Below are 24,862 nucleotides of genomic sequence, written 5' to 3'. Positions count from 1 at the left end.
GTGTAAAGTGAAATACTTTATTGAAGGCTATTTCGACTCGGTCTCGAACTCGCTTGGCTCCGTCAATGCCGAGAACGTGCATCGGCTTGCGAACGAAATCGTGCGCGTCTGGCAGCGTCGGGGCGCGATTTACATCATGGGGAACGGGGGGAGCGCTTCTACGGCATCCCACTTCGCCTGCGACCTTAGCAAATTAACGATCTCGGGCGGCAGACAACGGGTCAAAGCCGTCTCCCTTACCGACAATGCGGCCATTATGACCGCGTGGGCGAACGATTCGCATTACGAAGATATTTTCATCCATCAGCTTATTCCTTTCCTGGAGACCCGGGATTTAGTCATCGCCATCTCGGCCAGCGGAAATTCGGGCAATGTCGTGAAAGCGTTGGACTATGCCGCCCAAGCCGGCGCCGCGACCGCTTCGCTGAGCGGGTTCCAAGGGGGCGCGGTCAGCCGGATGACGGATTACCCGATCGTCACGTTCAGCGATAACATGCAAGTGATCGAAGACAGCCATTCCCTGCTATGTCACGGTTTGGCGCTGGAGGTATGCCACTTGATGGAACGGATGGAGACGGATTACCGCATGGCGGTCGGCAATGGAGGAATCGCATGAAGATTGCGCTCATTCAGGCGCTTGGTTACTTTATCTCGTACAGCGGCGCCTGCAAGGCGAACCGCAATTTAATGGAAGGTTTGACGCGCATCGGTCATGAATGCCTCGTCATCACGGCAACTCCGAACGATAACGGGTTGAGCGACGAGGCGCTGTTCGCGAGCAAGCTCGCAAGCGGAGAAGTGGTTCATGTCCGCTCCGACGACGCCTACGAGGTTTACCGGTCGGCTGGCGTCGAGATCCATGCGATTAAGGACGCCGGCGTCCTGCGCGAATTGGTCCGCGACCGCATGGAAGCGTTCCGGCCGGACTGGGTGCTGGCGACCGAGGACCGCGTGCCCGCCGTGTTGGAGAGCGCCCTGCTCGCCGCTCCCGGCAAAGTGGTCGAAATCGCGCACAGCCAAGTCGCGCTCCCGTTCGGGCCGGAATGTTATTCGCCTGATCCCGCCCACATGGAGCTGCTGAGGCAGACCGCCGGCATCATCGCCACGAGCGCATACGTGCAGGCGTATTTGCGGCGGTGGAGCGATTTGGAGTCGATCGTCTTTCCTTTCCCGGTACACGGATGGGGACCGTTCAACGACTATCGCAACTTTGACGACGGGTACGTGACCATGATTAACCCGTCGAACATTAAGGGCTTGCCGATCTTCCTCGAATTGGCCAAGCGGTTCCCGGGTCTTCCCTTCGCCGCCGTGCCGACCTGGGCTACGACGCGCGACGATCTCGAGGCCTTGACGGCGCTGCCGAACATGACGCTGCTTCCCAGAGCCGACGACATCGACGACATCCTGAAGGCGACCAAAATTCTGATCGTGCCGTCCTTGTGGGGCGAAGCGTTCGGGGCGGTCATCGTCGACGCGATGCTCCGGGGCATTCCCGTGATCGCGAGCGATGTCGGCGGAACGTCGGAGGCGAAGCTCGGAGTGGATTATCTGATCCCGGTGAAGCCGATCGCGTCCTACGAGACCCGAGTGGACGAACGGCTTATTCCGATTCCGGTCATTCCGGAACAGAACATGGATCCATGGGCAGCCGCGCTGGCGAAGCTGACGGAAGACCGCGCGCATTATGAGCGGATCGCCGAGCAGTCCAAACAAGCGGCGCGCGCTTTCCAGGCGGAGATCCGGCCGGAGAAGCTCGTCCGGTATTTGATGGACCTGCAGCCGGATTCGGCGCGCTCGCATCAGGAGCAGCAAGAAGAAGCGCGGCCTTAAGCGCCGCGCCTCTTCTTGCATCCTTATCGCAGACGATGTTGTTCTTTGAAAGCCCTGATGTGGGCCATCGCCCTCCGGTGGCCGCCGGCGGCGCGAAGGGTCTCTCCGATCGCGACGCTGTTCATCTTGTAGTCGCCGGATGCAAGCACCCGGTCGACTGCCTCGCGCAGCTCCGGGCCCGTCAGCGTATCCCGGTTCAGCCGGAGACCAGCGCTCAGCGCTTGAACCCGGTCGCCGTTAATCGGCTGATCGGCCGCCATCGGGATGACGATTAGCGGCACGCCATGGTACAGCGCCTCGTTCACGCTGTTCATGCCGCCGTGGGTGATGAACAGATCGGCATGCCGCAGAATCTCCAGTTGCGGCATGCGGGCGGCCACGGTGAAGTTGCCGGGGACATCGCGCAGTTCGGAGAGGTCGATTCGGGTACCGACAGCCATGAAGACGTCCCCGTCGAACGAAGCCAGCGCCTCGAACATAAGCCGGTACAGCTCGGCGACGTCGTTGAACATCGTGCCCATGGAGATATAGATCAGCTTGCGGCCGGATTGGCCGACAATCGGCGGCATCTCCGCTTGCCCGCGCCGGTCGGTCAGGCTCGGACCGACGAATTTGTAATGGCTGCCAAGCCGCTCGCGATCCGGCTGGAAGCGGTCGGAAGTGAATACCAGGTTCAGCAGTCCCTCGTTGAAGAACACGCGATCGATCTCCAGCTTGCGCCGGATTCCGTATTCGGCTCGGATGCGGGCGGCCAAGGCGGCGAAGTGCCGGATGAGCTGCAGGTTGTCCTTCATATGGGTGGCGCTCCCGGCGTTCTCGCTTAACCGCTCGGCCCGGATGAGCGATGTGCACGTCGCGATATGCGGGATGCCCAGCATGTCCGCGACGACCTGGCCGCAGCCGTACATGGAATCGTGAATGAGATAGTCGAACGAATGGATGGACGCCGCTTGCCGGACGCAGGGGAGTATGATGTCGTACGCGCTTAGTATCTTGATGACGAGCGAGAGGAAATGTTTGGTATCGAAGGGATCTTCCCGTTCAAGAAAGTTGTCGTACGCGATGAAGGTTACGCCGGGCCGTTCTACGAGGCCGCGGAATTGTTCGCCGCATAGATAGACGATCTCTTCTCCCTCGGCGACGAGCTCCTCTACGAGTCCGAGCGTTGGATTGACGTGGCCGCTGGCGGGGCCGTTGATGAACAGAACCTTGGACAAGCGCGATCTCCTTTCACGATATGCAATAAATAGAAGTAATACTATATTTATTCAACTATACCATATTTTAATTGGTTGTTAAGAGGTGGTTCATGCTTACCGTCAATCAGGATCGATTCGACGAGCATGCGTTCAGAAGCAGACATGCCGAGATGGAACGAACCGGCGCGTATCGCCATCCGGAGGGAAAGCGCTATGCGGTATGCGTCGGCCATGCGTTCGATCTGATCGCGATCGTGCTGTATATGCGCGAGCGCGGAGGATCGGTGCTGCTGATGCATGAGGCGACGCCATTCCAATTGGCTGTCGATACGGCCCGCAAGGCGGACTGCGCCTGCTTGATCCACGGCAGATGGGAGGATGCGTTGGAGCTCGCGGGCGCGGCGGACCATCGGCCGTCGATACTGCAGTACAGTTCCGGCACCTCGCGTGAACCGGCGCTGGTCGAGCGGAGCTGGCGGCAGGTGGAGACGGAAATTATGCATTACAATCGGTTGTTCCGCGAGGAGGGGCGCGTCGAGCCGGTCATTCTCGTGCCGGTATCCCATTCGTACGGTTTGATCGCCGGCACGCTTTCTTCCATCGCACGCGGAGAGGAGCCAGCGGTCATCCAGCACCGCAATCCGAAGGCCGTCTTGCAGGAGATTCGGAGCCGGCCGCGCGCGATGGTCTATACGGTGCCTTTTCTATTCAGCGTTCTGGATGCGATGGCGAAGGAGGAGGACCGGTTCCATCGGATGATCGTATCGGGGTCGCCGCCATCCGATCCGCTGCTGGATCGAATGAAGTCCCGCGCGGGCGAAGCGTGGCAGCAGTACGGCTGCACGGAGGCCGGCTGCATCTCCGTGGCCCGCAATCCCGAATGCGCCTCGGACGTCGGTCATCCGCTGGGCCACGTCGAGATCTCGATCGCCTGGGGAGAGGCGGACGGCGCTTCGCCCGGTCAAGGGGAGATCGTGGCCGCGATCGGCGGCTGCTTGGTCCGCACGCGGGATCTCGGCGCCGTGAATCCGGCGGATGGCCGCCTCCATGTGCTGGGCCGGCTGGACGACTTGCTCAACGTATCCGGGCTCAAGGTCATCCCCTCCGAAGTGGAGTCGGTCATCATGCGCATGCCGGGCATCATGGAATGCCTGGTCCTGCGGACCGCTCACCGAGTATGGGGCGAAGCCGTCCGGGCGATGATCGTCGCGGCGACTCCGATCGAGGCGCGGGACGTGCGGGAGTGGTGCATCCGGCACCTCCCGGCTTACAAGGTGCCGAGCGTCATCGACATGGCGGACGAGATTCCCCGTACGCCGGCCGGCAAGATTAGCCGAGCCTATATTGCAGAAATGGAGAGATGAGAGATGGACAATCGCCAATGGATCTTAACCGAGCTTCGCGCGTTAATTACGGAGAACCTGGAGCTTGAGGCGCCCGAGACGCTGACCGAATCGATGCGCCTGTACGACGATCTCCATATCGATTCGATTATGGTGCTGCAGCTGATGGTGTATATCGAGGAGGTGTTCCAGGTGAGCATTCCGGACGAAGGCGTCGATCCGGAGCACTTCCTTATGATCGGTTCGCTGGCGGAGCTGATCGAATCGTTCCGGCAAGCCGCGGTGCAGCCATGAACGACACGCTCAGACTGGGCATCGCGGGATTCGGCCGGATCGTCGAGCTGGTGCATCTGCCGCTCTTGAAGCGGCTGCCGGAGATTGAAGTCGCCGGCATCTGCGACGTGACGCCGCAGCGGCGGGCGCTGGCCGCGAAGCGGGGGTTCGAGGTCTACGACGATCCGGAGGCGCTGCTCGCCGCCCCGATCGATGCGTTGCTTATCGCAACGCCTCCGAACAGCCATGCGGAGCTTGCGGAACTCGCGCTTCGCGGCGGCAAGCACGTGCTCATCGAGAAGCCGGTCGCGCTGAACGCCGAGGAGGCGATGCGCGTCCGGGATATCGCCAGACAGGAGAAGCGGGTCGTCACCGTCTTCCATAACCGCCGGTTCGACGCCGATTACCTCCTCGTGAAGCGGCTGCTGGACGAAGGCGTTCTCGGTTCGCCGCTCTTCGTCGAGAGGCGGCACCATATGTTCGGGACCGGCGCTTCGTTCGGCGTGAAATCGTTCTATCCGAAGTGGCGCGACGAGCGGCGCTACGGCGGCGGCGCCTTGCTGGACTGGGGCGTCCATCTGGCCGATCAGCTGCTGCGGCTTCAACTGGGGACGTATGGCGCCGTCCGCGCGACGATGGGCGGCATATGGCCGCGCGAAGACGAGGTGGACGATTACGTCCAGGCCAACATGGTCACGGACCGGAACGTGATCTTGTCGATGAACATTAATTTTGGCTCGGCGCTCCCTTCTCCGATGTGGGTCGCGGGCGGCGACAAGGCCACGCTCCAAGTGGTCTCGCCCGGCGAGGCTTATCTATGCGAGCCCGGCAAGTCCCCTAGAGCGCTAGAGATGGGCAAGGATGAACGACAGGGGCCGGAGCGAATTTACGCTTCGTTCGCCGACGCCATATGGCATGGCGGCCCTCTTGCGATTACGCTCGACGAGGCGATCGAGACGATGACGATGTTGGATGAAATCCGCGCTTCCGCGCGGCAAACGAAGGAGCGGGCAGATGGGAATCTTATTTGCGGCACCGCAGGTTGAGTACGACCTCATCCGGGAGGAGTGGCTGGCGTCCGTGGCGCAGATCGGCCGGCAAGGCGTCTTCGTCGGCGGCGCTTGGGTCTCGAAATTCGAAGCCGCCTTTGCAGCCTATCTCGGCGTGGACGCGGCGGTCGGCGTCGGCAATGGAACGGACGCGCTGTTTCTGGCCTTGAAGGCGCTTGGCATAGGTCCCGGAGACGAAGTCATTACGGCGGCGAACACGTTCGTGGCGACGGTAAGCGCCATTCATCATACCGGGGCTGCGCCCGTACTCGTCGATTGCAACGACGGGTACTTGATGGATCTGGACGACGTGCGCGCCGCCGTCACGACTAACACGAGGGCGGTCATTCCCGTTCACTTATACGGGCAATTAATCGACCTGGACGAATGGAAAGCATGGTCCGAAGAGACGGGGATCGCGCTCGTCGAGGACTGCGCGCAGGCGGCGGGCGCCTCCCGCCGGGGACAAGCCGCCGGAAGCTGGGGCGTCATGGGCTGCTACAGCTTCTACCCGGACAAGAACCTGGGCGCCCTCGGCGACGGCGGGGCCATCGTTTCCTCCTCGCCGGAGACGGCGGGCCGGCTGAGGAAGCTGCGTAACCATGGCGGCGAGGTCCGCTACCAGCACGAGCTGCCGGGATTCAACAGCCGCCTGGATCCGATACAGGCAAGCGCCCTGCATTGCAAGCTGGCCTATCTGGACGAGTGGAATGCCCATCGGCGCAAGGCCGCCGGCTGGTACCGGAACCATCTGGCCGATGTCGCCGAACTTGCGCTGCCCGGCCATGTCGAACCCGATGACGGCAGCCACGTCTTCCATCTCTACGTGATCCGCGTCGGCGGCGGGCGCCGGGAAGAACTGAAGAAGCATTTGCAGAAGAAGGGCATTCTGACCGCCGTGCAATATCCGGTTCCGGTTCACCTCCTGCCGGCCTACGCGCATTTGGGTTATGGTCCGGGCTCCTTTCCGCAAGCGGAGCGTTATGCCCAAGAGATCTTGTCGCTGCCGATGCACGCCGCCCTGCAGGAGAGGGAGGCCGCCGCGATCGGAGCCGAAATCCAATCGTTCTTCGCCGCGCCGCCGGTTACGGGGAGGTCTTAGCATGAGCGGTAACGCGTTGGAAGAAATCAAGCGGTTCGTAAGGAACAGCGTGGCCAGCCTGTCGAAGAACCCGCCGGCGGCCGGCGAGCTGGACGAAGACGCGCCGATTCAGAGCGCGGGCATCGACTCTATGCAGCTGATCAACCTGGTCGTGCAGCTCGAACTGCATTACGACCTCGTATTCGAGGACGATGAGATGCTGCTCGAGAATTTCAAGACGATCGCGATCATAGCCGACAGCATCGTCGTGAAGCTCGGGGGCGCGCGGTGAAGAAGCGGGATCAGATTCACTGCATGCTGGACTGTTATGCCTGGATCATCGAGCGGGCCGGATTCGACAGCCGCCCGCTGTACAGCGGAGTGTGGGAGGCCAGTTACGACGTCAACGAGCGCGGCATCGCCTATTTCGGAGAGGAGATCGATCCCAAGCGCTGGCATGAACGGGTACGCCGTCTTTATAACGCCGCGGTCGTGTATTGGTGCGACTATGAGGCCGATAAGAGCGTGAATTTCGCCAAACTGCTCGACACCCTGGATGCCCGCGGCCCCGATGGCGCATTCGTGCTGACCGTCGACCTGTACCATTTCCCTCACGCGCCGCAATTCGGCTCGCGGCATCTGCCGCATATCGTCGTTTTCGAAGTCCGGGCCGATGGAGAGTGGCGGATCGTCGATCCGTATTTCTCCTGGTCGGGCGGCATCTCGCGCGATGCGCTCCGGGCGGGCTTCCTCTCCGGCGTGCGGCTCGATACGGCCGGCATGCGCGATGCCGCTCCGGAAGCGGCGGCGGAGCTGTTCCGGCAGGACATCCATCTCGGGGTCAATCCGCTCATCGGGGACGTGGAACGGTTCGTGCGCGAAGCGATTCGGCGCAATGACGGCTATGCGCCGTCAACCTTGTTCGACGCCATTCAGCAGACGGGCGTCATCGCCAAGCGTTTCGGCGGCTACCTTCGCGTGTTCCGCTATCTAGCCGGCCGCGACGAGGAGGCGTGCGAAGCGCTGGCCGCCGACGTGAGGACGCTGATCCAAGGCTGGGAGAACTTCATGCTGACCATCGCGCGCCTCGGCCTGCTGAAGCGAGCCGTTGATTGGCCGGCCCTATCGGGCAAGCTCGCAAGTCTGCACGAACGGGAAGCGGGCATAAGGGAGAAGCTGCTGCGCTCGTTCGCTTCGTGGCGGTCCCTCGCCGGGTACCGAGATGAATGCGAGGGGATAAACGAATGAAAAGCATTCGCATGTACGTTCGCTTGATCCGGTACATCCGCCCGCGATGGCGGATGACCGGCCTCGGCTTTCTGTTGACCTTGATTTGCCTGGTGCTGAATCTGTGCCAGCCTTACTTGATTTCGCAATTTATCGATCGGGTGTTAATCGGCCGGAATACCGAACTCGTCGTCCCGATTCTGGGCGCCTCGATCGGCTTCGCGGCCGTAGCCGCCGTCTGCACGGTCATCGGGTTTACGATATTCAGATTTCTCGAAGCCCGTCATACGCTGGATATGCGAACGACGATCCTTCGCCATATCCGGCGCATCCCGCTGCCGGAGATCGAGAAGCACGGCCCGGGCAAGTATATGGCGCTCATGGGGATGGACACGACGACGACCGCCCGGTTCATCAACGTCATCGCGGTCGAACTAATCTCGCTTTGGCTCCAGATGCTGGTCGCGCTCGCCTTCATTTTCACGATCGACTGGCGTCTTGGCCTTATGGCCGTCGCCGGTATTCCGATCGTGATGAGCATCCCCCGGCTCTACCGGAAGCCGATCCGCGCGGCCGTCGGCGGACTCCGCTCGCATAATGAGCACATCGGTTCCTACTTGTACGAGAGCATTCAGGGCTCGAGAGAAATTCGCGCGTACGGCTTGGAGGGTTGGGAGGAGGAGCGGAATGACGCCATGTACAAGGATCTCGTCAAGGTTAGCATCCGGGAAGGCATGTTCCGGCAGCTATCGGGCCAGACGGGGTCTCTGGCCGTCGCGCTCGCGACCGTCCTCATCTACGGCTTCGGCAGCGGTCAAGTAATGTCCGGTTCGTTCTCCGTCGGCTTGCTGGTCGCCTCCGTTCAGTACATCCAGTCCGTGCTGAACCCGATTCAGGGCATGAACTATCTGATCAGCGATCTGATCGGCAGCGAAGTCGCGATGGGACGGATCGAATCCTTCCTCTCCACGCCCGCCGAACAATCGGATGCAGGCGGCAGCGCGAATGGATCCGCGCCTCCTGCATCCGAGCGGGCCTCTAATTTGACGTGCAGGGATTTGGTCGTGGCCTACGAAGGGACGACGATTCTGCGAAACGTCGACGCGGATATTCGGGAAGGTCAGATGGCGGCCTTCGTCGGGCGAAGCGGATCGGGCAAATCGACGTTCTTCAAGGCCGTGCAAGGGTTCATGCCGGTTCAATCCGGCATGCTCCGCATCGGAGGGCTGCCGATTCGCGAATGGCCGCGCAGCGCCCTCTCCCGATCGATCAGCTTCGTCTCGCAGGAGACGTTCCTGTTCCGGGGCACGCTGTACGAGAACGTGGCCTTGGGGAAACTGGACGCATCGGAGGAGGAGGTGTATCGGGCGCTGCGCGAAGTCGGTCTGCAATCCTTCGTCGATGCGCTTCCGGCAGGCATACATACCCAGCTGGACAACCAAGGCTTCCGGCTGTCCGGCGGGCAGCGGCAGCGGATGGCGATAGCCAGGGCGATCATGAAGCAGCCCGATCTCTTGATTCTGGACGAGCCGACTTCTTCGTTGGACCGGCATACGGAGCAGCAGGTGCTCGACACGATTCATCGCGTCATGCGCGGCAAGACAACGCTGATCTCCACCCACCGGATGGAGACCATCCGCGCGGCGGACGTGATCTATGTCATGGAGCATGGCGGCATCGTCGACAGCGGCACCCATGACGAGCTAATGAGCCGTTGCGGTCTCTATATCGACCTGGTGAAGCGCGAAGAGCTGCAAGAACGGGTCGAACGAACCGGCGACGAGCGATTGGAGGCGATGTGAATGGTCGGCAAGCTTGCGGAGCTGAGGCCGGAGGACAATATTCAGCTGGCCTATATGGAGTGCTTAACCTCCTGCATCCTGACGTACCTGAAGAGCACGGGCCGCGATTATCGGAAGGTGCTGTTGAATTACTGGAACTTGAGCTATGAGCAGCGTACGCTGCTGTCGAGCAAGAACGCGGCGCATATTCCGCTGCGGTATTTGTACGGCATCGACTTGACGTTCAGGGAAGACACGCTGGAGAAGCTGCAGTCGGCCGTGATGGCGGGTCAATCCGTCATTTGTCTGAGCAAGGCGTCGCTGCTGGCTTATTTCCCGCACAAATTTCTGAGCATGGAGTCGAGCGGGTTCCGGCATGCGATCCTCGTGCAAGGATGGGATGCGGAGAAGGAGATGCTGCTCGTCGCGGATCCCGTCGTCGGCGCGGTCGTCGAGCTCGATCCCGACCAATTGCGGAAGGCGAGCGTCGTTCGCACGGATCGCGAAGAGCTCCAATTCTTCGTGCTGACGGAGCCGCAGTCCCCGTACCCGGAGCCGGATACGATGGCCTGTCTGCGAACTAGCGCGGAGCGCAACTTGTTCGCGTATCATACGCCCGACGATCTCTTCTCGGAGCAGGAGAGGCAGGACGGGGAGACGGGCAAGTGGGACAAGATTCGCCGATGGCTGCGGCAGCGGAGCATCGGCGTGCGAGCTTGGGACATGTTCGCCTCGGATGCGCGCGATTCCTTGAATTGGACGCCCGCCCATCGCGCGCGATGGGTGAAGCAAAATTCGCTGACGATGCTATCGATTAAACAGCTGCGCGCGGAGACGTGGAAGGTCTATCAGGAGTTCCTGGCCATGGACGAGCGGCATATCGAGGAGGGGCGGCTGCTGATCAATCGGGTCGCGGCCGCCTGGACGGCCTGCAATCTCGCGATGCTGAAGTACGAGCACGCCGGGGAGCGGGGAGCATCGCTGATCCAGACGCTCGCGGACCGCGCGGAAGCCGCGAAGGAGGCCGAGATCCGATTTTTAGAGTGGCTGAACGCCGCTGTCGCAAGAGGAGGAAAGTATGCGCAACCCATGGCTTGACCGTATACGAGACTTGATCCTTCGCAACGAGAAGGTTCGACTGGGGCGGGATGAGATCGGCCCCGACACCGATCTGATTCACGACTTGGCGCTGGATTCGATGGCGATCGTCCATCTGCTGGCGGATCTGGAGGAAGAATTCGGGATTACGATCGAAGTGGAGGAGATCGGCCTGTCGCTCTTGAGGGAGCTCCGGCTCTTGGAGAAATTCGTAAGAAGTAAGGCTGCCGCGAGCCTTGGCGAGCCTGCCGGGCGCGGCTGATGGGAGGGGATACGACGATGGAATGGCTGTTGCGCGCCATGTCGGGTTATGCGAATCGGCAGGCGATGGTTCACGGCGAGCGCGCCTTTACGTACGCGGATCTGTTGGAGCGTTATCAAGCATGGTCCGGCGCAATTCGGGAGCACGGCATTCGGCCCGGCGAAGTCGTGTCGCTGGAGGGGGATTATTCGCCTTCGGTATGCGGCGCGATCTTGGCCTTGCTGTCGAATCGCAATATCATCGTCCCCATGTCGGCCGGCGTGCGGCATCGGCGCGACGAACTGGCGGATATCGCGCAGGTCGACCGCTCGCTCGACTTCGACGGGCCGGATGCGGTAATTCGAACGCACGCGAGAAGCGGACACAGCGGATTGCTGGAGCATTTCATCGCGGAGGAGAAGCCGGGTCTCGTCTTGTTCACCTCGGGCACGACGGGCCGGCCCAAAGCGATACTGCACGATGTCGCCGCTTTCCTGGAACGGTACAAGACGCCGAGGGATACGCTGCGGACGCTGACTTTCTTGCTGTTCGACCATATCGGAGGCCTCAACACGATGTTCCATACGCTCGCCAACGGAGGGACGATCATCGCGCCGGACAGCCGTACCGCGCCCGCGATCTGCGCCTTGATCGAGCGGCATCGCATCGAGCTGCTTCCCGCGTCGCCCAGTTTTCTCAACTTGCTGTTGATGTCCGGCGTCTATCGCAACTACGATCTGTCCTCGCTTCGCATCATCACGTACGGTACCGAGGTCATGCCGGATTCCACGCTCCAAGCCGCGCAGCGGGCGTTCCCCGAGATCCAGCTGCGGCAGACCTACGGCCTGTCCGAGCTTGGCATTCTGCGCGCCAAGTCGCGCGCGTCCGGTTCGCCCTGGCTGCGCATCGGCGGCGAGGGCGTCGAGACCCGAATCGTGGACGGGATGCTGCATATCCGCTCCGGCACGGCGATGCGGGGCTATTTGAACGCGCCGCATCCGTTCGACGAGGAAGGCTGGTTCAACACGCAGGATGAAGTGCTGGCGGACGGCGAGTATATTCGCATTCTGGGGCGGAGGTCGGAAGTAATCAACGTCGGCGGACGCAAAGTGTACCCCGTCGAAGTGGAGGACGTCCTGCTCCAGATGCCCGAGGTGGCGGATGCGGCGGTCAGAGGAGAGCCGAACCCGCTGATGGGGAGCATCGTCATCGCCTCGGTCAATTTGCATGAACCGTTCGACCCTGACGTGCTCAAAGCCCGCATCCGAAGCTTCTGCCGAGGGAAGCTGGAAGACTATCAAATTCCCGTCAAGATCGAGATCCGGCAGGGCGAGCTGTACACGGAGCGCTATAAGAAAATTCGGAGGGAGCAGCTACCGAGCGGCTAGGCCGGCCGAGAAACCAACGAAAGGTGGGTTTGCATGCATATTTGTTTATGTTCCATCTCGTTCCGCCATGAGCTGGTCTCGTTCGGCGAGCTGGTCGATTTCGCGGAAAGGACCGGATTTCAAGGCATCGAGCTCTGGGGGGTGCATGGCAAGTCGCTGCTGCGCGATCGGCGGCGGGAGCTTCCCGGCATGCTGGAGGCCATGGAGGCGCGAGGGCTCGGCATCTCCATGATCAGCGATTATGTCGACCTGCTCGCGCCGGAGGATCGGACGCCGCAGCTGCTGTGCGGATGGGCGGATCTGCTCGATCTGGCGCAGGCGTTCCGTACGCGCAAACTCCGAATATTCGCCGGAGATCGCCCGAGCGCGACGGCCGCGGAACGGGAATGGGCGTTGTGCGTGAACAGGCTCGGCCAGCTGGCCGGCCAGGCTGCGGAGGCGGGCGTGCAGCTCGTCGTCGAGACGCATCCCCGCACCTATGCCGATACGCTGGACGCGACGCTCCGCTTGCTGCGGGATACCGGCCGGAGCGAGATCGGAATCAATCTGGATTTCCTGCACCTGTGGGAGTCAGGCACCCCTCCGCTCGAAGCCTACCGGGAATTGCGGAGATGGATCGTGAACTATCACGTGAAGAATGTGGCCGCTCCCGAGCAGGCCGGATTGTTCGAGCCCGGCAACGTCTTCTCGCCATCCGGCAAGCGCGACGGCATGGCGGCTTTGGCGCAGGGGGCCATCGATTACGCCGCCGTCTTCGACCAATTGAATCAGGATCTAACGCCCCACCCGATCGCGATCGAATGGTTCGGCGAGCATCCATTCGCCAGGCTGGAGAAGGAGCGCCAATGGCTGGCGCTCTGGAGCCGGCCGGAGAGGCAGGCCGCCCATGCCAATTGATAATCGGGGGACGGCAAGCAAGGACGGAAGTCATGACGCCACGGACAAAGGAGAGCGAATCGTGATCAAAACCTACTCTACGTCGGGTATCCTGCATGCGCGGCAAGCGCAGTCGCTGCTGGCGAAGCTGATATACAGCATCGAAGGCATCTCCGGCTGCCGGCTGGACGAGGAATCGCAAACGATCGCGGTGGAGCTGCTGCCCGGCACCGCGGAAGGTCCCATCGACGAGACGGTCGAGCGACTGATCGCCAAGGAACGAAGCAACCGCATCATCGGCGCGCGCCTATATCGGGAAACGGAGGATCGCGTTGCCGCGCAAGCGGGTATGCCGGACGGGATTCACGACCTGTTCGCCGCCAACGGCGCGTGGAAGCGGGGGCTTGCCGTGACGCTGTCCGAACAGATCGACCGACTATTGGTCGAGTGGTCGCAGCGCCATCATGCGCAGCTGCGCAGCTACCCTTCCATGATTCCCGTCGACACGCTGCACAAATGCCGGTACATCCAGACCTTCCCGCAAAACATTCATTTCGTGTCCGAATTTCCCCATCGATTGGGGGAGCTGGAGAAGGTTCGCGAAGCCGGCGACTTGAACGAACTCGCGCGTCTCAGTCCGTACGCGCTCTCACCCGCGGTCTGCTTCCATTGTTACGCGGAGCTGTCGGGCAGCCGGTTGCCCGAGCCGCTCGTGCTGACCTCGCGCGGATCGTGCTTCCGCCACGAAGCGGCGTGGCGCGTCGGCAAGCACCGGCTCAACGAATTCAGCATGCGGGAGATCGTCCTGTTCGGCGATGCGTCCTTCATCGAGGAGGAGCGGCGCGCGTTCATGGAGGAGGCGTGGTCGCTGTTCGAACGATTGGGGCTCGCGGGCAAAATGGAGACGGCGAGCGACCCCTTCTACTTCTCCGAGGAAAGCGGCAAGGGCCAGCAGCAAATGATGGGGAACATGAAATACGAGCTCATCGCGCGGGCGGGCGAGGACGGAGAATCGTTCTCCATCGCTTCGTTCAACAATATGGACACGTCGCTCTGCAAGCCGTTCGAGGTGCTGGACGCGGAAGCGAATCCGATGCATTCCGGCTGCATCGCCTTCGGCATCGACCGCTGGGTGTACGCGCTGCTCGCTTATTACGGCGGCGAATACGACAAGTGGCCTTCTAAAGTTAGAGAGACGCTGGAGGGCGCTAGAATAACCGTACCGCAATAACGAGTCTGGAGGCGTCAGGGGAGCCGGATTGCCGAACCGCAGGCAGGTCGTGCAGGACACGTCCTCGGCCAGACCTTGAAGAGAAACCCGCGTCTATTCGCAGACGTTCGGGTTTCTCTTTGGTTTACTCATTCCGGCTTGTGCGCATCATACAATCGCTTTAATTCCGCGAACCAAGATTCGGCGCTTCCCTTTAAGACAACGGCCTTCGCAAAGGCATCGTTTCCTCTACGTACCTCAACGCGGCCTTCCGAATGGATTCGATATTCCAGCATACCCTCCTCCGTCGAAGTTAGCGCGATCGTCAGCTCAAGAAAGTCATTGGAGTTTGAAGCTGTCGGAATCCAGCTCGGTCTAGGCATCGTTCGGATCAGCGTTCGATGACGAAGCGCATCCGCGACGGCTTGGAGCTGCTCCTCACCTGTGATGGTAACAGAGGTGGTCATCGTCTTTTCCAAGCCGGCTTTCACGTCGCTGAGGGTCATCGTGATGTTCGTTATCTCCTGCTCGTTATAAAAACGGCTGACATACATGGTCCTGCTGTAGACTAGAGCCGCGATCAGCGCCGCGATCACGGCTGAACAAACAAGCAGGCGTTTTCTTCTCCTGCGTACCGTCAATTCAGCCCCTCCCTTCACGCGGTTCATGAATAATCAAACGCGGGAGTTGGGAAGAAGTGGCATTTATTCCACTGTGTGCAAGGAGGTAGCGAAACAGGTTAAAATTGGCAGGGCGTGTTCGCATCGAAAGCGCAAATAATACATTGAAATGCAGCAGTCGCTGTGCTAAACTAACAACCGTTAGTTAACTAACGACCGGTAGTTAGTAGTGGGAGGGTCTCCATGACTGCACAAAAAATCAGGGATATTGCGCTTCGCCATTTTGCGCGCAACGGGTATGAGGGCGCTTCGCTCGCGGACATCGCCGCCGAGGTCGGAATCAAGAAACCGTCTATTTATAATCACTTCAAAGGCAAAGACGAGCTGTTCATGGCGGTCTATCAAGAGGCGGCGACGCGGGAGCTGCAATTCGTGGAAGCCGATCTGAAGCCGAACCGTTCATCGTCGCTGGAGCTTCAGTTACTCGGATTTTTGAGCGGATATAAGGAGCGGTACGAGCAGGAGGAGAACACGAAGTTTTTTTTGCGGATGTCCTTCTTCCCTCCCGTCCATTTGCGGCGGCAATCGATGGCGCTGAGCTTGCATTATATCGACCGAATGGCGGAAGCGGCCAGTCTGCTGTTCCAATCCGCGAAGCAGGACGGATCCATCGATGCCGACGTGACCGTCGAACAAGCGACGGGCGCGTACATGGCTGTATTGGATAGTTTATTCGTCGAGATGCTCTATGGCGATCACGATCATTATAAGAGACGGCTGGATGCCGCATGGCATGTTTTCTGGCGGGGCGTAAGAAGCAACTAGAGGAGGAGCAGCTATGAATCGCAGCTGGATGTATATCATAATCGGCGCATTATTCGAAGTTATGTGGGTCATCGGCTTCAAGCACGCCGACAATGCGTTGACTTGGACCGGGACGGTCGCGGCCGTCGCAATCTCGTTCTATCTGATCATCGTGGCATCGACCAAATTGCCGGTAGGCACCGTCTATGCCGTATTCACGGGTCTTGGAACCGCGGGCACGGTGCTGGCCGAGATGATCTTGTTCGACGAACCCGTCAAAGTGGCCAAGCTGCTGCTGATCGCCATGTTACTAGCCGGCGTATTGGGCTTGAAATTGGTCGGCGGCGAAGCCAAATCCGAGGAGGTATCGGAATAATGGCTTGGTTAACGTTATTGATCGCCGGCCTCTTCGAAGTGGTGGGCGTGCTCGGAATGAACCGAATCAAACGCGACAACGATGCCAAGGCTTACGCCTTGTTTATCGGGGGCATCGTGATGAGCTTCGGTTGCTTGAGCTTGGCCATGCGCAGTCTTCCGATGGGGACGGCGTACGCGATATGGACGGGGATCGGCACCGTCGGCGGCGCGTTGGTCGGGATGCTGTTCTTCGGCGAATCGAAGGAATGGCGCCGGATGCTGTTCATCGCGATGGTATTGGCCGCCGCGGTCGGACTTAAGCTCATCGCTTAACCCCATGATGCGGCGCGGGGGAAGCCGTCCGCCAGCGTCTATAAGAAACCCGGTCGAGTTGACCGGGTTTCGCTGTTTTTATCCCGCTTGCCGGGGGATTAGCCTTTTTGTTGAGAAGTCTTTTGCACGTTCTTTTTGCCTTGATCGCTCGGATCGTTCGATCGCGAAGGCTTATGCTTAGGTTGGTTATCGTTGCTCATCTGTCGTTCACCTCCCGCCATTATTCCATCCGTAAGAAAGTATGTCTCCAAGCCGCTCTCCTTATGAGCTTGGGCTCCAATAGCGTCTGGATGCAGACTCTGTCTATTGTGGCATCGCAGCCGGGTTTCATGCATGTGCGGCGCTGCGGCAATTAGTCTGCCAGAATTCCGCCGCGGCATAATCTAATGGGCAGATTACATTAGGAATCCTGTATACTGGACAAGAGAAATCGCCTTTGAAAGGAGTCTGCAGATGGACGCAATCATTATAACGCCGCATGTCGGCATCGGCCCCTTTCGTCTGGGTATGAGCAGGGAAGCGGTCGAGCAGGTTTTTCTAGACCTTGTCGATTGGAGATTCGACGATGGCACAACGGCTGATCCCAGCTATATCGAGATGCTGTTTATACGTGAGCATTTCGAATATGACACCAATGGCCGGGTGAAATTCATTCAGCTGAACAATCCGAACTACTTGAGCCAATTCCGCATTCCATGCCTGTTTCAAGGCGTGGATGTCTTCGCGACCAAGGCAGAGGAATTGATCCACACGCTTAGGAAAGAGCATTCAATGATCGGAGATATTGATCCTAAGACGGGATTTACCTTTGCCATTAAAGAACTTGAGCTGTGCTTCTGGCGTGAAGGTATTATGAATGATGACATCATGAAGGATCCGGGTTTCCTGGAGATGAGCGAGGAGAATCGGGAGCTCGAGAAGAGGTACTTCTATTTTACGACCGTCTCGATTGGAGCGCCGGGGTATTTTGACTTCATGGATGACACCCCGGGCAGGTAAGTGATGAACTCACAATTGACGAGAGAGGGGAGGCCAAGAGCCTTCCGTGTTCGAATACATAATGTGATAAGAATCTTATCATAGGTAAGGTTATTTTTTGGTGCGTATTCATCAATAAAGAACAAAGCTCGCTGTCACTTCAGCGAGCTTTGTTCTTTATATGACAAAACCCAATATTAAAGCCTATTCGAGGTCTGAGATTAGAGCAGGATGAACAGGGATGCTGTCTCAAGATTCTCCGGGTCAAGTTATCGGAAGAAATAGCGCTGTTTAAACAGATTTAATATACACATCTGCAAAAACTTTCGCAAAGTCTCCGAGCTTGACTTTACCGAGGTGGTAGTCGGTGGCACGGAGGCTGGCGTAGAACTCGTCGGCGTTCTCGCAGGCGCGGTTCATTTGGGCAAAGCCATTGGCAGTGTTTTCGTGGAAGCCGATTTTTTTCATATTCTCAGCAAGAGCTTCAACGGGGATTTGTTGGTATTTGGCCTCGATACCATGCTCAGCAAGGGCATTGAGCCAGTCGTTGCCTGTGGCCCAGTCACTAACGATGAACTTCGCGCTTTTACCCGATGGGGTGTGAGAAATCAGGGCGTAAGCGACGTCCGCGATATCGACGGGGCTGACCCAGCCTTGCGGGACGTCAACTGAAATTGGGCTGAAGATGGTCTGCTGGGTTTTTAGGCTGTGCATGTCGGCAAAAAGATTGCTGTAAAAGCCGACAGGGCGGATGTGGACAACGTTCACGTCTTCAAGCGAGTTTAGCGCTTCTTCTGCAAAATGATAGCTGTAGAGAATGCCGGCGTTTGGGTTGTCGGCGCCGACCGAGCTGAGGTTGACGACGTTTTTTACGCCTGATTTTAGCACAGCGGCCTTATAATTTTCAGAAAGTTTAATGGCGGTCTGCCACATATCGGTGCCAGAGGTATAATCGATACCCGAAATCATGAGGTAGACGACGTCGCTGCCTGCAAAAGCCTGCGCGAGGAATTCGACGTCGAGGTTTGAGCCGACCGCTGGTTTGGCACCGAGCGCTTTGATGTCGGCGATACGATCTTTGGAGCTTGTGATGACGGTAACATCGTGGCCGTCTGCGATTAGGGATGGGAGGTAGTTGCGGTTAATATTGCCGTGCGAGCCGAGCACTGTGATTTTCATTGTGTAATCTCCTTTTCTAATGTGATTTCGAGAAATGGATATCGCTTATTGAGACCGTTATCCCTTCCTTGATTGGATATTCCTTACAAGGGAGATTATACATCGTTAAATAAACTAAGTAAACTGATTTAATGAAATTAGTTAATTTAATAATGTTTCTAAACATGGTTTATTGATACCACTATTTTGATATACTATGATTTGACGAGCGGTAGAGGAGGCTTCAATCGTGAGAAAACCGATGAGCGCAGATCAATATCTTAATAAAATCAAACCTGTAATAAGAAGAACCAGATTCAGCCAACTGAAAATTGACGATATCGCAAAACATATGGATATTAGTAAAGTGACGCTTTACAAGCATTTTTCATCCAAAGATGAAATCATCGAACAGGTTGTAGAGTATGGAATTCAGTACTTGCAGCAGGCTGACACTGTTGTATATGATGATTCCGTTTCCTATATTGATCGATTTCAAAAAACGTTTCTGGAATCGTTAATAGGTGTAATTTATTTATCCGATTTGTTCCTGCAAGACCTCAAGGAGTTTTACCCACGACTTTTTGAACATATTTTCGTTGCTCAACAAAATAGAATTAAAAATTTACAGTCTTTTTTTCAATCCGGTATGGATAAGAAGATTTTTAACAGCATGCACGTTGCGCTGTCCTTAGTTCAAGACGATGCTACGCTTCGGCGCATTATGGAACCGACCTTTAGTATCCAATGGTATGATCTCACCTTGAAACAAGCCGTTATGGAATTTTATAAGATGAAACAGTATCAAGTGATTCGTCCTGAGTATCTGGATACGGTTGACGATTCCGTTGTCGAAAAAGAAATCATTCGTATTTTACAAACCATTTCGTGAACGCGTTCGTTTTTCCCGACTTGCTCTTATTGATGCTGTCGTCGGCCATGTGAATCCAGGATGAAGTTGAATGGCACGAATCGGCGAGTCATATTCCAAAACACCAAAAACACAAGGAACAAGGAGCAAAATCACTGTGGATTTTGCTCCTTGTTCCTTGTGCTGCATGAGGGGAAGAAAAAAGACTTCTTGGCTGCGATGATATAAAAGTGCCGGAGGATAAGCTTAGCCGTAATGGACAAGAACATATAGCCATACCCGAATCAAGCAGCCGACCGCGAAAAGCCCTTACTTTTTCTCAACGGAGGGACGAGCAGGATAGCTGAATAGTTGTGGAAAAGTGTTACAATTTAGATAATGCGTTGTAAGGAGTATCCATTGTGAAACAATCTGCGAATCAGAACCAAAGTGAGGGAAACGGATGCAAAAACGTATTGCTGATCGGCTCGTTTGGGCGGTAAAGACACTTGCAGTTGCTCCATCCGACCGTATCCTTGAAATCGGCTGCGGAAATGGGTCTGCTGTCTCACTGATTTGCAAAAATTTGATTAGTGGTAAAGTTGTGGCTATCGATCAGTCGGAAAAAAGGATCGAATTGGCTAGAAGGGTAAACGCCGAAAATGTTGAGGCAGGGAAAGTGACCTTTTTGACGGCACCGCTCCATGAAGCGGATTTATGCCAGGCGCAGTTCGACAAAATATTTGCTGTAAATGTAAATCTGTTTTGGATGAAGGCAGCCCGTGAGCTAACCATCTTGAAGGAACGGCTTTTGCCGGGAGGGGCGATTTATTTATTTAATCAACCGCCCACAAAAGAAAAAGTTGGAGACATAGCGGAACGAACTGTCAATAATTTGCGAAGTGCCGGCTTCAATGTTCAACCAATCGTTATGGGGGACATAGTTCCGGTTCCTGTTGTATGCGTGGTAGCAGATAGCGGCGATGCTTAATGCTCCTCCTTACGCAACTAGTCTAAACTTAATTTTTAAAAGCTGACGATTCTTCCATTCAAAAACCGCGGCAATTAAACAACGCCAGTCTAACACTTTATTTTTACCGAACAATATTCCAGCAGATTACAATGAAAAGAGGAAGTGTTACTTGCTATGTTTACGGAATCAAGCAAAGAGAGAGCGCTTTCGTTCGATATTCGAAGGACTATCATCCTGGGTGCCTTTATCAAAGAATGGTCAATTCCCCAATACCGGGTCATCCTGAACCATCCCGAAAAAGCGGTTAACGTAGAAATGGTACAGAATGGGTGATGGCTTTGCTACATGATTTAGGTGGAGAGTCCGCCGATCGGATATTTTCGTATATATGCGCTATACGGTGCGGTTCGAAGAAATGTTGGTGACTAAGTCACAGACCGAGACGCCATTAACATGTATATTTTGATCAGGCCGATCATTGATAGGAAAGGGAGTAACCATGATATGAAAAATGTTGGCGGTTTTGAGCGTGGGTTTCGGATCATTTTGGGGCTAGGAATACTCTCGCTATTGCTTTTCTTATCAGGACCCGTTCGATTTATTGGTCTTATCGGAATATTCCCTTTGTGGACGGGGGCTACACAGTTCTGCTTCATGAACAAAATGTTGGGTCGTAATTCGTGTAAGCTCCAACTCTAAGAATTTAGGGTCCCTCGATAAAGGTAGGCCCTAAAGGATTGGGCAGCAGATTAGCGAAATCATGGTAAATATTGAGAACTGGTTTATGTGAGGTGAATACATTGAGTTTAGCTGCTTGGTTTGCCGTCGGGATCGGCACGGCTATTGCAATAGGTTTATTCGGAAAATCAAAATTTAAAAGGGGAAAATAATATCGGCGACAGTCTAGGACTTTATTTTCTGGTCCTTGGCTGTCGCTATTTCAATTTTGAATGCGAAATTAGTGATTGACCAATCACAAATCTGCTGGTATAGTTTGATCATAAGTTATTGATTGACCAATCACCAAAACTAAAGGAGAGTCGAGAAACATGAAAAAAGCGATTGTAGTGGGAGCAACGGGCGGTACGGGAGCGGTTATTACGGCGGAATTGGTGAAGCGGGGCGTGCCGACGATCGCGTTCGGGCGCTCGCGTCAAAAGCTTACGGAGCTTGCGGGCGAGCTCGGCCATCCGGCGCATCTCGCGCTCGCCGTCGGAGACGCCTTCCGGCCGGATGACATCGAGGCTGCGGCGAAGGACGCGGACGTATTGTTCCATTGCGCCAATGTTCCGTATCACGAAATGGCGAGCAAGCTGATTCCGCTCGGCGAGTCGATCATGGAGGCGGCGAATCGCCTAAGTTTGAAGGTTGTTGCGATCGACGGGATTTATCCGTACGGAAGAAGACAGATGGAGCAGGTGACCGAAGAGCATCCGAAGCAGCCGCATACGAAGAAAGGGAAGGTGCGCCTGGCTTTCGAGCAGATGATCTTTAGCGGCCGATGGACGAATACGCGGGCGATGATCGTGCGGTTGCCGGATTATTACGGACCGACCGCGAATCAAGCGTCATATCTGGGCGGGACGCTCGAGGCGATCGCCGCGGGGAAAATGGCCTTCTTCATCGGGAATATGAGCACGCCCCGCGAATATGTGTATCTGCCGGATGCCGCGATCATGGTGGCAGAGCTTGCGGGACGCGATACCACATACGGGCAGAACTGGAATATACCGGGCTCGGATATGATCTCAGGCCATGAGATCGTGCGCATCGCTCAACAGGCCAGCGGCACGAAGAAGCCGGTCCTTGCGCTCGGCAAAGGGGGACTGTCGCTGCTGGGTCTGTTCGTTCCGGTCATGAAAGAGGTCGTCGAAATGCTGTATCTAACGAAAGAGCCGCTGCGCTTAAGCGGGGCCAAATACAAGCGTCATATCGGACCGATTCCGGCGACGAAGCCGGCGGATGGTATTGCGGCGACGATTCGCGAGCTGCAGCGAAAAACGGCGACCAAAAGTAATTGATTAGCCAATCACAATTCGAAAGAGGTGGAGAGGATGCGCAAGTTATCGTGGAAAAGGACGGTTGCCTTGACCGGTTTGGTTCTGGTTGTTTTGCTAGGCGTGATCGTCGGAATCTACTTCTGGCAAATGCGAATGCTGAAACCTTATGAGGTTGATATGGGCGCGATGGATCATGCCGGGCACTCGGCCGGGCATGCGCATGGTTCCGCTCATGCGGCTCTGCTGCCTGCTTCGCAGCCGGCCAGGTTGTGCAGCGCGATTACGGAGCAAGACGGGCAAGAGCCGGTGCGGGAGTTCCGGCTCGCGGCCTCCCAAAGCAGCGTCGTGCTGGATGATGGGGGAACGGAACGCGTCTGGGCATTTAACGGCAGGGTGCCCGGGCCCGAAATCCGGGTAACGGAGGGGGAACGCGTACGCGTCGTGCTGGATAACCATGATATTCAAGCAGGCGTGACCGTCCATTGGCACGGCATCGTCCTGCCTTGCTCCCAAGACGGTGTGGCCGGGGTGACCCAGGATGCCGTCAAGCCGGGCGAGCGATTCACGTACGAGTTCGTCGCCGGCGCGTCCGGCACATATTGGTATCACTCGCATCAGGCTAGCTCCGTGCAGGTGGAGAAGGGATTATTGGGCGCGTTCATCGTGGAGCCGAGGGAACGGGAGGGCGGCCACGCTCAGGAGGAGGTCGTCTTGATTCAGCAATTGAACGGGACCTATCTGTTGAACGGCTCCGCCAAAGGAGCCATTATCGCAGCGGCTCCGGGCACGAAGGTGCGAATCCGGATGATTAACGCCGCGAACGAGACGGACCGCATTCGGGTAAGCGGAGCGTCCTACCGCGTGATGGCGATGGATGGGCACGAGCTTTACGAACCCGGGCTGCTGGAGCGTCACGAGTTCCGGATGGGAGCGGGGCAGCGCTATGATCTTCTTTTGCAAATGCCAGCGAAAGGGAAGGTGGTAATCGGAACCGAGACGGGCTTGACCGTCACCTTGGGAGAGGGCGCGGAACCCGACCTCGCGGCGAATCAAAGCTTATTCGACTGGACTCGGTACGGCAAGCCAGACCCCTCCGCCCCCCTTAGCCAAGTGCGGGTGGACCGGTCGTACACGTTAAAGCTGGGCCAGAACTTGTTCATCAATACGATTAACGGCAAGAGCTTTCACGAGATTCCCCCGCTTATCGTCCGGGAGGGCGAGCGGTTGAAGCTTACCATCACGAATGCCAGCGGCGGCGATCATCCGTTTCATTTGCACGGCCACGTCTTCCGGGTGCTAAGCCGCAACGGACAGCCGTTAAGCGGTACGCCGGTTCTGCTCGATACGCTGTTGACCCATGACGGAGAGACATACGAGGTATACGTGCAGGCGGATAATCCTGGCCTCTGGATGATGCATTGCCACAATCTCATGCATGCTTCGATGGGGATGAGCATGATGATGAATTACGAGGGAATCGCGACGCCTTACCGCGTCGGCACCAAGTCCGGGAATTTACCCGATTTGTAGGCGAAACTTATTCCCATCCTTGCGCGTCTCTTCATTAAAGTGGTGAAATAACCGGAGTCGGAGGAATCGACGTGGCGACCATCGTTCTATTCAGAGGGAAAGCGGGTACCGGCAAATCGACGTTATCTCGGGCGATAGCCGGAAGACTTCACATCATTGCCCTACACAAAGACGATCTCTATGATTCCGTTGCCGCGTTCGTGCCGGAGCATGCGTTGCGAAATCAAATCTGCTTCGCGTTTCTCTATCGATTTTTGGAGGGCGTGATCGAGTCGAATAGTCCGATGTTGCTCGACTTTGGCTTAAACCATGCCGACGACGTAACGAAACTGGAGAACTGGATCGCAGAACGGGGCGGACAATTAAAAGTGGTGCACTGCATCTGCAGCGACGAGGCGATCTGGTCCGAGAGACTGTCCAGCCGGAGCCGCAATCCGCGGCCGAACCAGCTGATCACGGATTTAACGAAGCTCAAGGAGCATTACAAGGACATTCAGAACGCGTATTTCGAGCATGAGCTCGTCATTGATACGGTCCTGGATGTCGAGTCGAACGTGCAACGGATTTTGTTGTTCTTGAACGAGAGTCGTTGAGGTAACGCGGGATGCGAGTTCAACCACCTAGACGCAGCCCGATCCTATTGGGTTTAAGTTAGGTAAG

The 24,862-nt window shown here is 57.1% G+C and carries 27 protein-coding genes; 24 read left to right on the top strand and 3 right to left on the bottom strand.

Annotation, left to right across the window (positions count from 1 at the left end):
- Nucleotides 1-7 precede the first annotated feature (7 nt).
- Complete coding sequence (locus tag ACFSKT_RS24270; protein ID WP_377721072.1) at nucleotides 8-616, top strand: D-sedoheptulose-7-phosphate isomerase; 609 nt, start codon at nucleotides 8-10, stop codon at nucleotides 614-616.
- Nucleotides 613-1,833 carry a glycosyltransferase family 4 protein gene (locus ACFSKT_RS24265; RefSeq protein WP_377721073.1) on the top strand — a complete coding sequence of 407 codons (1,221 nt, stop codon included), beginning with the start codon at nucleotides 613-615 and terminating at the stop codon, nucleotides 1,831-1,833. The genes ACFSKT_RS24270 and ACFSKT_RS24265 overlap by 4 nt, the downstream gene beginning before the upstream one ends.
- Nucleotides 1,834-1,856: 23 nt before the next feature.
- Here ACFSKT_RS24265 and ACFSKT_RS24260 read toward each other — a convergent pair whose 3' ends face one another.
- Nucleotides 1,857-3,050 (bottom strand): macrolide family glycosyltransferase, encoded by a 1,194-nt coding sequence (locus tag ACFSKT_RS24260; RefSeq protein ID WP_377721074.1) that lies wholly within the window; start codon nucleotides 3,048-3,050, stop codon nucleotides 1,857-1,859.
- Nucleotides 3,051-3,142: 92 nt separating this feature from the next.
- Between ACFSKT_RS24260 and ACFSKT_RS24255 the strand changes: the two genes are divergently transcribed.
- The 12 genes from ACFSKT_RS24255 to ACFSKT_RS24200 all read left to right on the top strand — a co-directional run bounded on the left by ACFSKT_RS24255 (nucleotide 3,143) and on the right by ACFSKT_RS24200 (nucleotide 14,620).
- On the top strand, nucleotides 3,143-4,396 hold the full coding sequence (locus ACFSKT_RS24255; RefSeq protein WP_377721075.1) for an AMP-binding protein: 1,254 nt from the start codon (nucleotides 3,143-3,145) through the stop codon (nucleotides 4,394-4,396).
- 3 nt (nucleotides 4,397-4,399) lie between these two features.
- The gene (locus ACFSKT_RS24250; protein WP_377721076.1) at nucleotides 4,400-4,669 is read left to right on the top strand and encodes a phosphopantetheine-binding protein; all 270 of its coding nucleotides are present in this window, start codon (nucleotides 4,400-4,402) and stop codon (nucleotides 4,667-4,669) included.
- Nucleotides 4,666-5,694, top strand: coding sequence for a Gfo/Idh/MocA family protein (locus tag ACFSKT_RS24245; protein ID WP_377721077.1), 1,029 nt, complete (start codon nucleotides 4,666-4,668; stop codon nucleotides 5,692-5,694). The genes ACFSKT_RS24250 and ACFSKT_RS24245 overlap by 4 nt, the downstream gene beginning before the upstream one ends.
- Nucleotides 5,663-6,799 carry a DegT/DnrJ/EryC1/StrS family aminotransferase gene (locus ACFSKT_RS24240; protein ID WP_377721078.1) on the top strand — a complete coding sequence of 379 codons (1,137 nt, stop codon included), beginning with the start codon at nucleotides 5,663-5,665 and terminating at the stop codon, nucleotides 6,797-6,799. The genes ACFSKT_RS24245 and ACFSKT_RS24240 overlap by 32 nt, the downstream gene beginning before the upstream one ends.
- Before the next feature lies 1 nt (nucleotide 6,800).
- Nucleotides 6,801-7,070 (top strand): acyl carrier protein, encoded by a 270-nt coding sequence (locus tag ACFSKT_RS24235; protein ID WP_377721079.1) that lies wholly within the window; start codon nucleotides 6,801-6,803, stop codon nucleotides 7,068-7,070.
- Complete coding sequence (locus tag ACFSKT_RS24230) at nucleotides 7,067-8,026, top strand: DUF6005 family protein (RefSeq protein ID WP_377721080.1); 960 nt, start codon at nucleotides 7,067-7,069, stop codon at nucleotides 8,024-8,026. The genes ACFSKT_RS24235 and ACFSKT_RS24230 overlap by 4 nt, the downstream gene beginning before the upstream one ends.
- On the top strand, nucleotides 8,023-9,807 hold the full coding sequence (locus tag ACFSKT_RS24225; RefSeq protein WP_377721081.1) for an ABC transporter ATP-binding protein: 1,785 nt from the start codon (nucleotides 8,023-8,025) through the stop codon (nucleotides 9,805-9,807). Before ACFSKT_RS24230 ends, ACFSKT_RS24225 begins: the two co-directional genes overlap by 4 nt.
- Complete coding sequence (locus ACFSKT_RS24220) at nucleotides 9,808-10,884, top strand: hypothetical protein (RefSeq protein ID WP_377721082.1); 1,077 nt, start codon at nucleotides 9,808-9,810, stop codon at nucleotides 10,882-10,884. It abuts the gene before it with no gap.
- Entirely contained in the window at nucleotides 10,865-11,146 is a 282-nt protein-coding gene (locus ACFSKT_RS24215) for an acyl carrier protein (protein WP_377721083.1), read from the top strand. The genes ACFSKT_RS24220 and ACFSKT_RS24215 overlap by 20 nt, the downstream gene beginning before the upstream one ends.
- Nucleotides 11,147-11,163: 17 nt before the next feature.
- The gene (locus ACFSKT_RS24210) at nucleotides 11,164-12,513 is read left to right on the top strand and encodes a class I adenylate-forming enzyme family protein (RefSeq protein WP_377721084.1); all 1,350 of its coding nucleotides are present in this window, start codon (nucleotides 11,164-11,166) and stop codon (nucleotides 12,511-12,513) included.
- A 33-nt stretch (nucleotides 12,514-12,546) separates the two neighbouring features.
- Nucleotides 12,547-13,410, top strand: a complete 864-nt coding sequence (locus tag ACFSKT_RS24205; RefSeq protein ID WP_377721085.1) for a sugar phosphate isomerase/epimerase family protein — start codon at nucleotides 12,547-12,549, stop codon at nucleotides 13,408-13,410.
- Nucleotides 13,411-13,471: 61 nt separating this feature from the next.
- The gene (locus ACFSKT_RS24200) at nucleotides 13,472-14,620 is read left to right on the top strand and encodes a class-II aminoacyl-tRNA synthetase family protein (protein WP_377721086.1); all 1,149 of its coding nucleotides are present in this window, start codon (nucleotides 13,472-13,474) and stop codon (nucleotides 14,618-14,620) included.
- A 128-nt stretch (nucleotides 14,621-14,748) separates the two neighbouring features.
- On the opposite strand, the gene ACFSKT_RS24195 is transcribed toward ACFSKT_RS24200, so the two are convergent.
- Nucleotides 14,749-15,240, bottom strand: coding sequence for a hypothetical protein (locus tag ACFSKT_RS24195; RefSeq protein WP_377721087.1), 492 nt, complete (start codon nucleotides 15,238-15,240; stop codon nucleotides 14,749-14,751).
- 222 nt (nucleotides 15,241-15,462) lie between these two features.
- Between ACFSKT_RS24195 and ACFSKT_RS24190 the strand changes: the two genes are divergently transcribed.
- The 4 genes from ACFSKT_RS24190 (at nucleotide 15,463) to ACFSKT_RS24175 (ending at nucleotide 17,712) form a co-directional block, all read left to right on the top strand.
- On the top strand, nucleotides 15,463-16,044 hold the full coding sequence (locus ACFSKT_RS24190) for a TetR/AcrR family transcriptional regulator (protein WP_377721088.1): 582 nt from the start codon (nucleotides 15,463-15,465) through the stop codon (nucleotides 16,042-16,044).
- 13 nt (nucleotides 16,045-16,057) lie between these two features.
- Nucleotides 16,058-16,399 (top strand): DMT family transporter, encoded by a 342-nt coding sequence (locus tag ACFSKT_RS24185; protein ID WP_377721089.1) that lies wholly within the window; start codon nucleotides 16,058-16,060, stop codon nucleotides 16,397-16,399.
- Complete coding sequence (locus ACFSKT_RS24180; protein WP_377721090.1) at nucleotides 16,399-16,713, top strand: DMT family transporter; 315 nt, start codon at nucleotides 16,399-16,401, stop codon at nucleotides 16,711-16,713. The genes ACFSKT_RS24185 and ACFSKT_RS24180 overlap by 1 nt, the downstream gene beginning before the upstream one ends.
- A 453-nt stretch (nucleotides 16,714-17,166) precedes the next feature.
- Nucleotides 17,167-17,712, top strand: coding sequence for a hypothetical protein (locus ACFSKT_RS24175; protein WP_377721091.1), 546 nt, complete (start codon nucleotides 17,167-17,169; stop codon nucleotides 17,710-17,712).
- Between the two features lie 270 nt (nucleotides 17,713-17,982).
- On the opposite strand, the gene ACFSKT_RS24170 is transcribed toward ACFSKT_RS24175, so the two are convergent.
- On the bottom strand, nucleotides 17,983-18,870 hold the full coding sequence (locus tag ACFSKT_RS24170; protein ID WP_377721092.1) for an NAD(P)H-binding protein: 888 nt from the start codon (nucleotides 18,868-18,870) through the stop codon (nucleotides 17,983-17,985).
- Nucleotides 18,871-19,099: 229 nt separating this feature from the next.
- On the opposite strand from ACFSKT_RS24170, the gene ACFSKT_RS24165 reads away from it, so the two are divergent.
- The 6 genes from ACFSKT_RS24165 to ACFSKT_RS24140 all read left to right on the top strand — a co-directional run bounded on the left by ACFSKT_RS24165 (nucleotide 19,100) and on the right by ACFSKT_RS24140 (nucleotide 24,795).
- Entirely contained in the window at nucleotides 19,100-19,741 is a 642-nt protein-coding gene (locus ACFSKT_RS24165) for a TetR/AcrR family transcriptional regulator (protein ID WP_377721093.1), read from the top strand.
- Nucleotides 19,742-20,162: 421 nt separating this feature from the next.
- Nucleotides 20,163-20,690, top strand: a complete 528-nt coding sequence (locus ACFSKT_RS24160; RefSeq protein WP_377721094.1) for a class I SAM-dependent methyltransferase — start codon at nucleotides 20,163-20,165, stop codon at nucleotides 20,688-20,690.
- 435 nt (nucleotides 20,691-21,125) lie between these two features.
- The gene (locus ACFSKT_RS24155) at nucleotides 21,126-21,371 is read left to right on the top strand and encodes a YgaP family membrane protein (RefSeq protein WP_377776359.1); all 246 of its coding nucleotides are present in this window, start codon (nucleotides 21,126-21,128) and stop codon (nucleotides 21,369-21,371) included.
- Nucleotides 21,372-21,721: 350 nt separating this feature from the next.
- Nucleotides 21,722-22,693 carry an NAD-dependent epimerase/dehydratase family protein gene (locus ACFSKT_RS24150; protein ID WP_377721096.1) on the top strand — a complete coding sequence of 324 codons (972 nt, stop codon included), beginning with the start codon at nucleotides 21,722-21,724 and terminating at the stop codon, nucleotides 22,691-22,693.
- A gap of 33 nt (nucleotides 22,694-22,726) precedes the next feature.
- The gene (locus ACFSKT_RS24145; RefSeq protein WP_377721097.1) at nucleotides 22,727-24,202 is read left to right on the top strand and encodes a multicopper oxidase family protein; all 1,476 of its coding nucleotides are present in this window, start codon (nucleotides 22,727-22,729) and stop codon (nucleotides 24,200-24,202) included.
- A 71-nt stretch (nucleotides 24,203-24,273) separates the two neighbouring features.
- Nucleotides 24,274-24,795, top strand: coding sequence for a P-loop nucleotide/nucleoside kinase family protein (locus tag ACFSKT_RS24140; RefSeq protein ID WP_377721098.1), 522 nt, complete (start codon nucleotides 24,274-24,276; stop codon nucleotides 24,793-24,795).
- Nucleotides 24,796-24,862: the final 67 nt, after the last annotated feature.

The sequence above is a fragment of the Paenibacillus xanthanilyticus genome, assembly GCF_042682185.1.
Classification (GTDB): domain Bacteria; phylum Bacillota; class Bacilli; order Paenibacillales; family Paenibacillaceae; genus Paenibacillus_Z; species Paenibacillus_Z xanthanilyticus.
The sequence above is the reverse complement of the archived record's forward strand: the minus strand, read 5'-3'. Positions and strand labels throughout refer to the sequence as shown.